Origin of the sequence: Paenibacillus sp. FSL E2-0178, assembly GCF_038593005.1 — a bacterium.
In the GTDB taxonomy this organism is placed as follows: Bacteria; Bacillota; Bacilli; order Paenibacillales; family Paenibacillaceae; genus Paenibacillus_AQ; species Paenibacillus_AQ phytohabitans.
In genome coordinates this window covers 440,739-452,885 of record NZ_CP151953.1, presented here as the reverse complement: position 1 = coordinate 452,885, position 12,147 = coordinate 440,739, and the positions used below count along the sequence as shown (strand labels likewise).

Below are 12,147 nucleotides of genomic sequence, written 5' to 3'. Positions count from 1 at the left end.
CTATGAAGGGAAACTGGAATTTCGAGCTTGTGGTGGTAGGAGCAGGAGTCGGCGGGATCAGCGCAGCCCTGGCTGCTGCGAGGTTGTTCCGGCGGGTGCTGCTGATTGAGGCGGGACCTGAAGTCGGCGGCACCGGCGTCTTCTCCAGCGTCTCGCTGATCTGCAATTTCCGCGACATTATGGGACGCCCGGTTACAAGCGGCATTCACCGCGAGCTGTTCCCGGCGGCGTATACCCATTTCAACGAACAGCGGGTGCCGACCTATGATGAGCAGTCTCTGAAGTCCACCTATCAGCAGCTCCTGGAAGCTGAGCCAACGCTAACTGTGTGGACCGGGTGCTCGGTGAATGAGGTTGATGTGGAGAAGGGTCGGATTCAGCGACTTCACCTTCAGGGCAATCAGGCTGGAACGGTTGCCGCAGAGGTATTTCTGGATGCCACGGCGGACGGTAATCTGTCCGCAATGGCAGGGATGCAGTACGAAATCGGCCGTGAAGGTGACGGCAAGCTGCAATCAGCCACCGCCACCTTTCGTGTAAGCGGCTTCGATCCCTTGAAGCTGAAGAATCCTGATATCCAGACCTGGCCGGCGATCCATTCCCTGCGGCTTGAGCTGCTGCCGTATTATCAGGAGCTTAAGGACAAGGGGGAGACCGCTAATCCAAGGCAGAGCATCACCTGCTTTCCTTATCCGGACGGCAAGTCGCTGCTCTTCAACTCCACCTCTGTGCTGGGAGTGGACCCTACCCGTCCGGATTCAGTAAGCCTGGGCATGGAGGAGGGTACCCGGCAAGCCAATGAACTGTTCGGGGCCATCTGCGGGCATCCGGCATTCCGGCAGGCCAGGATGGATTATATCGCGCCGCGACTCGGTGTCAGGGAAGGCCGGCGGATCACTGGTGAGTATGTCCTGACAGCCGAAGATTGCCTGAACAACCGGCATTTCGGGGATATGATTGCAGCTTGCGCCTACTCACTGGACATTCACAGCCCGGATGGAGGAGCGACCCGGCTGGAGCGCATTCCCGGGGACGGATATTATCATCTTCCTTATCGTTCCCTGATCCCCGTGGGCTGCTCCAATCTCCTGCTCGCCTCCCGCTGCATCAGCGGAACCCATGAGGCGCACAGCTCTTACCGGATCATGGCGTCGGTCAGCGCCATCGGTGAAGCGGCGGGGGTTGCTGCCTCGCTGGCCGTGATTCAGGGGAAGGCGGATGTAAGGGAGGTGATGCCTGCACATATCCGTTATGTGCTGCAGCTGCGGGGGCAATTCACAGAAGGTGAAGTGGAGCGGATTCCGCTTCCGGCCAGTCCGCAGCAGGAACAGCCTGGATCATTGGAACCGAACTTCAAGTCAAGTCATGACTGACCATTCAGAAGGGAGGAATACGCAACGATGAATAGGAGAAGCAGCAAGCAAGCCGTATGGGCGTTGATCATCCTGCTGGTATTCTCCATGGCGGCAGAGGGGTTCCCCTCTGCTGTCTACGGAGAACAATTGAGAGCGAATGCATCACCTGGGGGAATCATACCGCCGGATGCTCCGGGCACTCGCGCCAGCGTAACTGAGTCCGTCTATGAAGAACCGGCTTCCCCGGTCATTACAGACTGGGAAGACTTCCGCAGCAGCTTCGGTAAGCATACGCACGCTTTGGCTCTGGAAGCGGAGGACATCGTCATTGACGGGGCAGTGGACGAATGGGATCGCTACGCAGAGATCCGGCTTCCGGAGGCTGCCGGGCAGGTGCTGGTCGAAGGCTGGGGAGGACCTGCGGATGTATCCGCCAGCGTCTATCTCGCTTATGACCAGAGCTACTTCTACTGGGCGGCGAAGGTGACGGATAATGTGCATGTTCCTGTCTCCGACAGCACCATGTGGAGAGGGGACAGCATCCAGTTCGCCTTCAGTCCCGGCGGCAGCTACGGGCCGGAATACGCCATCAATTATATGGACGGGCAAGCGCATGTCTGGCAGTTCAGCGAAGGCGGAGCCGCAGCAGGAGCGGAAGTGATCACGGCTGCAGCCAGCCGGACCGGACAGGAGACCTTCTATGAGGTACGGATGCCGTGGTCTGCCATCTCCACGGGTATGCCGGAGAACGGGGAGCTTCCGTTCACGCTGCTGTTCAACGACAATGACGGTGCTGGCCGCCGGGGCTGGCTGGAATGGACACCGGGTATCGGCAAAGCCAAAAGTCCGGCCGACCATGCAGTGGTTCATCTGGTCCCTTCCGCCGACCCTTGGAGCTTCTGGGTGGAAGGTCCCCGGGAGATCAATGTGAATACGACTGTCTCTTATTCGGTTTACGCTGTGAACACGACCAGTGAACCGCATAACCTCCATCTGTCATCCAGCCTGCCGGGTGTTGAAGCGGATTTCACGCTGCCTGCCGGCTCGGCCGCCGGATGGAGCCTGCCATTCACCACGGCGGACCCCGGAGAGCAGCTGCTTGAATTCACGCTTGCGCAGCAAGGGAGTACTGCCGGCAAGCGGCAGGAGCTGAAGGTGACTGCGGTGCTCGATCCCGCAGAGATTGAGGCCATGCTGGATAGTGTGAATGCACAACTGCCCGGTCTGGAGCAGTTGCTGCTGCAATGTGAGGCACAAGGACTGTCCACAGATTATGAGCGGATTGATTATACCGTAATCAAGGACTTCATTGGTTACGGCAAGGAGGATATCGTGCAGGGGCGGCTCGGCAGAGCGCAGTATGTGGCGGCTGAGCTGGAGAGGATGCTTGCAGGCAGCAAGCAGCAGCTGGAAGGGTATCTGGATGGCAGCCTGACCCCGCAGTCCGCACCCCGGTATGTCTCCGGACGCCCGGAGATTTCCGGATATTCCTTCGTGGGTGACACCATCGTGAGGAGTACGGGCGTCACCGAAGAACGGCCAATCTTCTTCACGGGCTACGGTCACTTCAACCAGGTGAAGCGGGATATTCCGAAGCTTCAGGATCTCGGAGCTAACGTAATCCAGATTGAGCTGGGGCCAAGGGATGTCATTCTGGACAAACAAGATTTCGTAAACCGCTACACCGTCAACCGCTCCGGTGCGGTGTCTGCTACAGCAGCAATTACAGAAGGGATAAGCCATTCCGGCAATCATTCCCTGAAGATTGCCAATGCATCGCCGCGGCAGTCGAATGTATTCATCAATGTCGCCCAGACCATAGCAGTAGAGCCGGAGACTACCTATGAATTCAAGGTATGGGTGAAGGGTGACAATGCCAGGAACGTCTGGTTCCCGGGCGGAACGGGCTGGAAGCAGCGTCAGCCGTTGCCTGGCGGAACCTATGACTGGACAGAAGTAACATTCGAATATACCACAGCGAAGGGGGAGGTATCCTACCCGCTGGTTATTTTATCCGAGAATACAGGTACGGTCTGGGTGGATGACTTAAGCGTCGTCAAGGCCGGGAGCACGGTGAATCTGATTCAGAATCCCGGCTTTGAGGATCTGGGCGGTTATTCCCCAGACAAGGAGTACGTTGTCTCCACCCGCAAAATCCAATCGGATCTGTTACCGGCGCTGCAGCGGGCTGAGGATTATGATGTTGCGGTCAATCTCCTGATTTCCCCGCATTATTTTCCGGACTGGGTGCTCGCAAAGTGGCCGGAGCTGAAGGTGGAGAATAACGGCTCTATCAAATTCTCCCTGTTTCAGCCGATGGCCCAATCCATTATAGAGGATTATCTGCGGGCCTTGATTCCTGCTATCAAGGATTATGATTCGCTGCAGAGTCTTACGCTCACCAACGAATCGGTCTATACGGCCAATAAGGATGCCTATGCACTGCCTGCCTGGCACGCGTATCTTGAAGGAATCTATAACGGCGATATCGGGGAGCTGAACGGCGTCTATCAAACGGCCTATAGCTCTTTTAGCGGTGTGCCTATGCCTGAGAATATTACAGCTTCTCCGGCGTCTTATGACTATGTGCTGTTCAACCAGGATTACTTCGCCGGCTGGCATGAATGGATGGCCGGAATTATCCATGAGCTTGCTCCAGAGCTGCCTGTGCAGGCGAAAATCATGGGTGATCCCCGGGGCAGCCTGTCCTGGGGTGTGGATATCGAGCGCTTCTCGGAGTTCAGCCAGATCAACGGCAATGACAACTGGAATTATATCAACGAAGGCCCGAAGGGCTTCATGGAAGAACTCAGCTTCTATGATTTGCAGGCCTCCTTCAAAGAAGCCCCGGTCTTTAATTCGGAGCATCATCTGATCGCAGACGGGGACAAAATGTATACGCCGGAACAGGCAAAGCATGTCCGCTCCGTACTGTGGCAGAGTGCGATTCACGGCAGGGGCGGCTCGGCCATCTGGGTCTGGGAGCGGACATACAATGAAACGGCCAGTACCGAGGGCAGCATTCTGCACCGGCCGGATGTTATAGCACAGGCGGGGCGGACCAATCTGGACCTGAACCGGCTGGCCGGTCAGGTTACCGCCTTCCAGAACGAACAGCCGCAGGCGGCGATTCTGTTTTCTACCGCCTCGGGTGTCTTTTCGGGCGAATACTCGGCAGTCTCGCTCCGCGCTTATGAAGCATTGTCTTACAGCGGCTACAAGGCCGGATATGTTTCTGAAAAGCAGGTGGACAATGGCGGGCTGGACGATTATAAGCTGCTGATTGTACCGAACGCTTCAAGAGTCAATCCGGAGACGCTGAGCGGGATCAGACACTTTATGGAACAGGGCGGACGGGTGCTGTTGATCGGCTCCCACGCTTTGGAGCTTACACCGCACGGTGCACCGCTCTCTGCCGCAGACAGAAGTTATGTGTTCACCCATGCGGACATAATATCGGCAACGGACTGGACCACAGGCCAAATCAGAGATTACTTGTTACCGGTCCTGCAGACTGTAAATCCGGGGCAGCTGCTGCTGCTTGATCCGGCAGACAGTGCTCCCGTATACAATGTTGAGTGGAGAACCGTTGAATACGGGGGACATACACTCATGAATGTGGTTAACTATGGCCCGGAACCCGTGCTGGTCAAAGTAGTCCGCAATGGATTAACGGCAAACGGCTTCATGGATCTGCTTACAGATCAAAGCACTGCGGGCCAGACTATAGAGCTTCAGCCGCTGACCCCCTATTTGTTCAGTCTGGACTTTCCGGCTGAGACAGATAACTGAGGGTAGTGCACGGCTGCGATGCAAAAACTGAAACTCAATTTAAGAGCTAACTTTAGGAGGCACACGGAATTGGACAAGAAGCGTTATGTACAGGTAGGCATTGGCGGCAGGGCGCAATTTTTCTATGAAGCTATCGCGAAGGAGTACAGGGATTCTGCGGAGCTTACCGCTTTTTGCGATGTGAATCAGACACGTATGGATTACGCCAACAAGCTGTTGTCGGAGACACACGGGTATCCGCAGGTGAACACCTACCTCGCTGAGCAGTTTGACACCATGATCGAGACAGAGAAACCGGATATTGTCATTGTCACCAGTGTCGACTGGACCCATCACAGATATATTATCCGCGCGCTTGAGCTTGGCTGTGATGTGATCACAGAGAAGCCCATGACCGTTGATGTGGAGAAATGCAAGGAGATTTACGAAGCGGTGGAGCGTACCGGACGCAAGGTCAGGGTTACCTTCAATTACCGCTATGCCCCCCATCATACAAAGGCCCGCGAACTGATTGCCTCCGGGGTAATCGGGGATGTGCATTCCATTCATTTCGAATGGCTGCTGAATACGGAGCATGGAGCGGACTATTTCCGCCGCTGGCACCGGGACAAGCGCAACAGCGGGGGACTGCTCGTTCACAAATCCACTCATCACTTCGATCTGGTCAACTTCTGGATCGGTGCGGAGCCGGAAACGGTGTTTGCCTTCGGCGACCTGCGATTCTATGGCCGGGAGAATGCCGAGAACCGCGGCGTAACTTCATTCTATCAGCGTGCCACCGGAAATCCGGCTGCCAAGGACGATCCCTTTGCCCTGAAGCTGGATGAGAATCCCGTTCTGAAGGAGATGTACCTGGATGCAGAAGCAGAGGACGGCTATCAGCGGGATCAAAGCGTGTTCGGCGACGGGATCAGTATTGAGGACACCATGGGGGTAATGGTCCGGTACAGCAATAAGGCGATTCTTACGTATTCATTGAACGCCTACATGCCTTGGGAGGGTTACCGGATAGCTTTTAACGGCTCCAAGGGCCGTATCGAAATGAGCATCGTGGAAAAATCCTATGTCAATGCCGGAGGTGACCGTGCCCTGGAGGGAGCTGTGGAGGGCAAACATATTGTGGTGCACCCTATGTTTGGAGCGCCTTATGAAGTCCAGGTGGATGAAGGAACAGGAGGACACGGCGGCGGCGATCCTGTGCTGCTGAACGATCTGTTCGGAACCCCGGACGAGGATATTTACCACCGCGCAGCCGACCACCGGGACGGTGCCCGCTCCATCATGACCGGAATCGCCGCCAATCAGGCCATGCGGACCGGACTTCCGGTCCGGATCAAGGATCTGATTACCATCTGATTTGTTGAAGAAGGCTGGCGTAGGCTGCTACGTCGGGAAGAGCAGGTTTTAAATAGATTGTTGTGTTTACAAGAGGCATCCCCATCAGTTAATGATGTATGGGGATGCCTCTACTTATGACAGCAGCTTCCCTAAGCAGAATATAAATTACTCTTTCCATCAAATCCTGCACATAATACAACATTCCCCTCATCCTATCGGCCCAAATTGAAAATTGTTGTAGTAAATGCAGGATTTCACCTTTTTCCAAGCGGCTTAGCAGGTTTATTCTTGTATTTCATACAACAATCTCCCGAACATCTGGCTATCTATGAATTAAAGTTGCAAAACGTACAACAATGATGCTCAAAGTGCTTACTAACTAACTCTGAAAAGTCTCCATTAAGCGGTCTAAGAGATTCTGCCGGCATGCTTACCGAGTGAATGAAACAACTTGCTGCACTCCCTGTCAGTTATCTGCGGCAATGGAATTCCTTGCCTGAATGTTAACTGTAACTTTTACAGCGCTCTGATATTAAGCGAATAAAAGCTCTGTAACATAGAGTCTAGGACCAGCAGAAAGACAAGCTGGCGGCAGCAAGCTATAAGTGAAGGGAGGATGCTTACTTGAAGCATAACCCCATTATTGCTTCGATCACCGAGGAGTCACAGATTGATCAGGCGGTTGCCTGCGGTGTGAAGCGTGTGAATCTGATGACCGGCAACATTAATAACCTGGGGCAGATTGTGAAGCCGCTGCAGAATGCAGGCAAGCAGGTATTCGTCCATGTGGAGATGGTCGGCGGGATTGGCAGAGATGCGGCGGCGATTCAGTATTTGGCTGAAGCCTTCCGGATCGACGGGATCATTACCACCAAGAGCAATGCCATCGCCACAGCCAGAGCCCACGGGCTCGCCAGTATCCAGCGCTTCTTCGCCATTGATACGGCAGCGATAGAAACCGCGCTTCGGATGATCAAGACCTGTAATCCCGATGAGGTCGAGCTCATGCCCGGACTGATGCCGAGAATCATCAAAGATATGAAGCAGCGCATTAAGCAGCCGCTGATCGTAGGCGGACTGATCCGGGAAAAGCAGGAAATCAGCAGTGCGCTGGACAGCGGCGCCGATTATGTCTCGATTGGGGACGCGGCCCTGTGGCAGTGGAAGCGTGAAATAAGTGAATAACGTACCCCGGGGTGGAGACGATGAGAAAACCCAGCGGTCAGTTATTAGCATTCGATGGAGCCTTACGAGGCTGTAATCGGAGGCTTAATTTCTGGAGCTGGTTTTTTTGCGCGGAAATTCCGGCGCGGAGAACCAGTGAACCTGAATGAAAAGGAGCAAGCGCTGATGGACATCGCTTCATATGAAGCCTACTGCTTTGATTTGGATGGGACCGTGCTGATTGGCGATCAGCTGCTTGCGGGTGTGGTGGACACGGTTGCGGAGCTGCGGCGAAGGGGCCGGAGAGTTCTTTTTCTGACCAACAGCTCGGTCCATACTCCCCGGGATTGCCAGCGCAGACTGGAGCACATGGGGCTGGCCTGCGGGGAAGAGGAAATCTTGACGGCACTCTATGTCAGCGGCAGCTACTTCGCACGGGAAGAGCCTGAAGCCAGGGTGTATCTGGTTGGAGAATCGGTGATGCGAAGGCAAATGGAGGAATTCGGAGTGGCCGTAACCAGGGACCCTGAGGCAGCAACCCATGTGCTGGTAGGCATGGACCGCGAATTCAATTATGAGAAGCTGGTGCTCGGAATGAGAGCGGCAAGAGGGGGCGCCAGGCTGGTGGCGGTCAATCCCGATCCGGCCTGCCCGGTGCCCGGAGGTTATATCCCGGATACCTGGGCGATTGTCAAAGCGCTGGAAACTGCGGCCGGGACAGAGGCTGATGTGATTATTGGCAAGCCTTCTTCCTATTATGCGCAGGAGGCGCTTCGGCTGCTGGCCTGTCCCCCGGAGCAATGCCTGATGGTGGGTGACCGGCTGGAGACAGACATTCTAATGGGTAACGGCAGCGGCATGCAGACGGCCCTTGTCCTTACCGGAGTGAGCACAAGAGCGGATATTGCGCGGCAGCAGATTCTTCCGGGTTATGTTCTGAACTCCCTGGCCGATCTGTTCAACAAGCAAGCCGAACCCCAATAACAGGAGGATGAGAAACTATGCAGGATTGTAAAATACTCGCCCACCGCGGCGCAAGCGCCTATGCCCCGGAGAATACACTGGAAGCCTTCAGGCTCGCAGTGCAGCAGCATGCCGACGGTCTGGAAATCGATATTCATCTGACCAAAGACGGGGAGATCGTGGTGATTCATGATGATACGATCGACCGCACCTCTAACGGCAAAGGAGATATTATGGCCTACACGCTGGCTGAGCTGAAGGCCTTCCGCTTCAATAAGGGCTTCGAGGAGCAATACCCGGATGCTCAGATCCCTACTCTGCGCGAAGTATTGGAATTGGTGAAGGAGCATGATCTATATCTGAATATCGAAGTGAAGGATATCCTCTCGAAGTCGGAGCTGTATAACGGACTCGGGAAAGAGGCGGCGAAGCTGGTGGAGGATTATGGCCTCAGCGGACAAGTGATCTTCTCTTCCTTCAATCATACCTCTATGGTAAGGCTCAAGGAATCTTACCCGGAGATGCGGACAGCGCTGCTCTATATTGCAGGATTGTACGAGGGCGGGAAATATGCGCAAATGACCGGAGCCGATGCTCTGCATCCCTTGTACATCGGGGTTAACCGCGAACTGGTAGAAGAAGCCCACTCGGCAGGAGTTCAGGTCAACGCCTGGACAGTAAATGATCCGGAGCATATCCGCATGATGCTGGAGGCCGGTGTAGATGCGATCATCACTGACCGTCCGGATGTCTGCTATCAGCTTAGAGAGGTACGCGCATGAAGCAGACACAGATACTGGCTCACCGGGGAGCAAGCGCCTATGCACCGGAGAATACGATGGCCGCATTCGGGCTGGCTCTCGACATGGGGGCGCATGGCATTGAACTGGATGTGCAGCTGACCCGAGACGGTAAGCTGGTGGTGATCCACGATCTGTCCATTGACCGGACTTCGGACGGGACCGGTCTGGTCGGAGAACTGACGCTCGAAGAGCTGCGGCAGTATGATTTCTCGTATGCTTTTGCCGGGAAATACGGAACGGACGGAAGCCGCCTGCCGGAGCTTGGCGAGGTGATGGAGTTCGCCATGAAGCACGGGCTGTACATTAACATCGAGACCAAGGATTATTCCCGGCCTTACGGTGAAGTGAATATGCGGACAGCGGAGCTGGTGCGCCGTTATGGCTACACAGAGAATACGCTGATCTCTTCGATTAATCACAATGCCGTGGCCCGGCTGAAGCGCGATTACCCGGAGCTCAAGACGGCGATTGCGTTCATGGAAAGCTTCTACCGGCTGGAGGCATATGCGGCGAATTGCCGGGCGGATGTACTGCATCCGTATTATCTGGGGGTAGATGAAGCCTTCATGGAGCTGGCGGACCGCAGCCGGTTCGAGGTTAATCCCTGGACAGTGGACGATGAGGCAGAGATGATCCGCTTGCGGAATCTGGGGGTTACGCGGATTATGACCAATAAACCAGACCTTGCACGGGAGTGCCTGAAGAACTGAGAGACGAAAGGAAGCAGGCGGAAGACCACTGCTGGAGGAGGAGAATATGAGCGGCATCGTTCTGGAAAAGGTAACCAAGAAATACGGCGACAAGCTGATTATTGAGGATTTGAATCTGACGATTGAGAGCGGCAGCTTCACGGTGCTGGTCGGCCCTTCCGGGTGCGGCAAGTCGACAACGCTAAGAATGATTGCCGGACTGGAGCATTCCACGGAAGGCTCGATTCACATCGGCGGGGTAAGCATGAATCAGGTAGAGCCGGGCAAACGGAATCTGGCGATGGTATTTCAGAATTATGCCTTGTACCCGACCATGACGGTCGAGAAGAACATCGAATACGGGCTGAAGAATAACAAAGTGCCGAAGGAGGAACGCCAGCGGCTGATTACTGAAATTGCGGAGACCGTCGGACTGACCAGGCATTTGCACAAAAAGCCGGAGTTTCTCTCCGGCGGTGAACGCCAGCGGGTCGCCTTGGCGCGGGCCATGGTGAAGAAGCCTGCCGTGTTCCTGATGGACGAGCCGCTGTCCAATCTGGATGCCAAGCTGAGGCAGCAGATGCGAGCGGAGCTGATCGAGCTGCATAAGAAGCTGGGTGCGACCTTTGTCTACGTAACCCATGATCAGGTGGAGGCAATGAGCATGGGCACCCGGATCGTGCTGATGGATGGCGGGAAGGTCATGCAGGAGGATAACCCGCACAACCTCTATTACGATCCGGCCAACCTGTTCTCCAGCCGTTTCATTGGCACCCCGCCGATGAATATTCTCGCACTCGACCGCTGCGGGGAAGAGATCCGTAAGCTGGCTCCGCAGCAGGCCCGGTATCTCGGCTTCCGGCCGGAGAAGGCGAAGTTTGCCCTGGAGCCGGGAATGGAGCAGGACAATACCGTTAGCCTGACGGGTACGCTCAGCGGCCGGGAGCTGCTCGGGTCGGAGATTATCTACAAAGTGCTGCTGGAGAACGGGCTGATCATTTCGGTGAAATGCTTCGACCGTCCGGAACGCGAGCTGGAAGCAGTGAGACTCTATGTGAAGAAGGAGCATCTGGCATTCTTCGACGCACAGGAGCAGCGGGTCCGGGTAGCTGCACAGTCCGGAATCAGCACAGCCGGAAGCATCGGTGATTCGGCATGAAGCGGCTGCGTCCTTCCGTGAAGGTGCTTCCCTATCTGCTGGTTGCTCCGGCAGTGATCATCCTGACCGTATTTTATCTCTATCCGATTCTGTACAACATTTATTTGAGCTTCTTCACCTGGAATATGCGCGGGCCGATGAAGTTCGCCGGACTTAGCAACTATGCAGAGCTGTTCAGCGGCCAGGATTTCCTCCATACCCTGCTCAATACGCTGCTGTACATGGTCATGGACGTTGGGCTGGTGATGGTGCTGGCGATGGGGCTGGCGCTCTTTTTACAGAAAAACACGCCCCTGAACCGCTTCATCCAGACGCTGAGCTTCACGCCCAACATTATCTCGCTCGTATCCGTGTCGCTAATCTGGATGTGGCTGATGAACACGGATACGGGGCTGTTCAATTATCTGCTGTCTGTGCTGGGAGCAGCGCCGGTGGGCTGGCTGACCGATAAGGATGTGGCGCTGTTCTCGCTGGTACTGGTCTCGGTCTGGAAATCTGTCGGGTTCAATGCACTGATCATTTGCTCCGCCTTGGGCTCTATTCCGGGGTATCTCTATGAGGCTGCGGCTCTGGACAATGCGTCCAAGCGATCCGTTTTCTTTCAAATTACGCTGAAGATGATCTCACCGACCTTGTTCTTCCTGATCCTGATGAATATCATCGGGTCCTTCCAGGTGTTCGAGACGATCAATATCATGACACAGGGTGGTCCATCCAACGCAACGAACACGTTGATCTTCAGCATTTATAAGCAGAGCTTCGAATATTACCGGGTCGGCTACGCCTCCGCAATGGCGGTCGTGCTGATGGGTATCGTGGGGCTGATTACGATTTTCTACTTCAAAGCACTGAATAAACGGGTTCATTACCGCTAAAAGGGGGTG

The 12,147-nt window shown here is 55.1% G+C and carries 9 protein-coding genes; all 9 read left to right on the top strand.

Features of this window, described 5'->3' with window-relative positions; translation table 11 throughout:
- Positions 1–2 precede the first annotated feature (2 nt).
- Positions 3–1,373, top strand: coding sequence for an FAD-dependent oxidoreductase (locus MHI42_RS01865; protein ID WP_342422545.1), 1,371 nt, complete (start codon positions 3–5; stop codon positions 1,371–1,373).
- A gap of 27 nt (positions 1,374–1,400) precedes the next feature.
- Positions 1,401–5,147: a sugar-binding protein gene (locus tag MHI42_RS01860; protein ID WP_342422544.1), complete on the top strand. Its 3,747-nt coding sequence runs from the start codon at positions 1,401–1,403 to the stop codon at positions 5,145–5,147.
- A gap of 69 nt (positions 5,148–5,216) precedes the next feature.
- A complete protein-coding gene (locus tag MHI42_RS01855; protein WP_342422543.1) occupies positions 5,217–6,503 on the top strand; it encodes a Gfo/Idh/MocA family oxidoreductase in 1,287 nt (428 codons plus the stop codon).
- Between the two features lie 606 nt (positions 6,504–7,109).
- Entirely contained in the window at positions 7,110–7,670 is a 561-nt protein-coding gene (locus MHI42_RS01850; protein ID WP_171719619.1) for a glycerol-3-phosphate responsive antiterminator, read from the top strand.
- A gap of 135 nt (positions 7,671–7,805) precedes the next feature.
- Entirely contained in the window at positions 7,806–8,633 is an 828-nt protein-coding gene (locus MHI42_RS01845; RefSeq protein WP_342422542.1) for an HAD-IIA family hydrolase, read from the top strand.
- 17 nt (positions 8,634–8,650) lie between these two features.
- Positions 8,651–9,394: a glycerophosphodiester phosphodiesterase gene (locus MHI42_RS01840; RefSeq protein WP_342422541.1), complete on the top strand. Its 744-nt coding sequence runs from the start codon at positions 8,651–8,653 to the stop codon at positions 9,392–9,394.
- Positions 9,391–10,125: a glycerophosphodiester phosphodiesterase family protein gene (locus MHI42_RS01835; protein WP_171719621.1), complete on the top strand. Its 735-nt coding sequence runs from the start codon at positions 9,391–9,393 to the stop codon at positions 10,123–10,125. The genes MHI42_RS01840 and MHI42_RS01835 overlap by 4 nt, the downstream gene beginning before the upstream one ends.
- A gap of 46 nt (positions 10,126–10,171) precedes the next feature.
- Positions 10,172–11,263, top strand: a complete 1,092-nt coding sequence (locus MHI42_RS01830; protein WP_342422540.1) for an ABC transporter ATP-binding protein — start codon at positions 10,172–10,174, stop codon at positions 11,261–11,263.
- Positions 11,260–12,138, top strand: a complete 879-nt coding sequence (locus MHI42_RS01825) for a sugar ABC transporter permease (RefSeq protein ID WP_342422539.1) — start codon at positions 11,260–11,262, stop codon at positions 12,136–12,138. The genes MHI42_RS01830 and MHI42_RS01825 overlap by 4 nt, the downstream gene beginning before the upstream one ends.
- Positions 12,139–12,147: the final 9 nt, after the last annotated feature.

Coding starts and splice junctions, on each gene's coding strand:
- MHI42_RS01865 (WP_342422545.1), top strand. CDS start 3: ATGAAGGGAAACTGGAATTTCGAGCTTGTGGTGGTAGGAGCAGGAGTC.
- MHI42_RS01860 (WP_342422544.1), top strand. CDS start 1,401: ATGAATAGGAGAAGCAGCAAGCAAGCCGTATGGGCGTTGATCATCCTG.
- MHI42_RS01840 (WP_342422541.1), top strand. CDS start 8,651: ATGCAGGATTGTAAAATACTCGCCCACCGCGGCGCAAGCGCCTATGCC.
- MHI42_RS01835 (WP_171719621.1), top strand. CDS start 9,391: ATGAAGCAGACACAGATACTGGCTCACCGGGGAGCAAGCGCCTATGCA.
- MHI42_RS01830 (WP_342422540.1), top strand. CDS start 10,172: ATGAGCGGCATCGTTCTGGAAAAGGTAACCAAGAAATACGGCGACAAG.
- MHI42_RS01825 (WP_342422539.1), top strand. CDS start 11,260: ATGAAGCGGCTGCGTCCTTCCGTGAAGGTGCTTCCCTATCTGCTGGTT.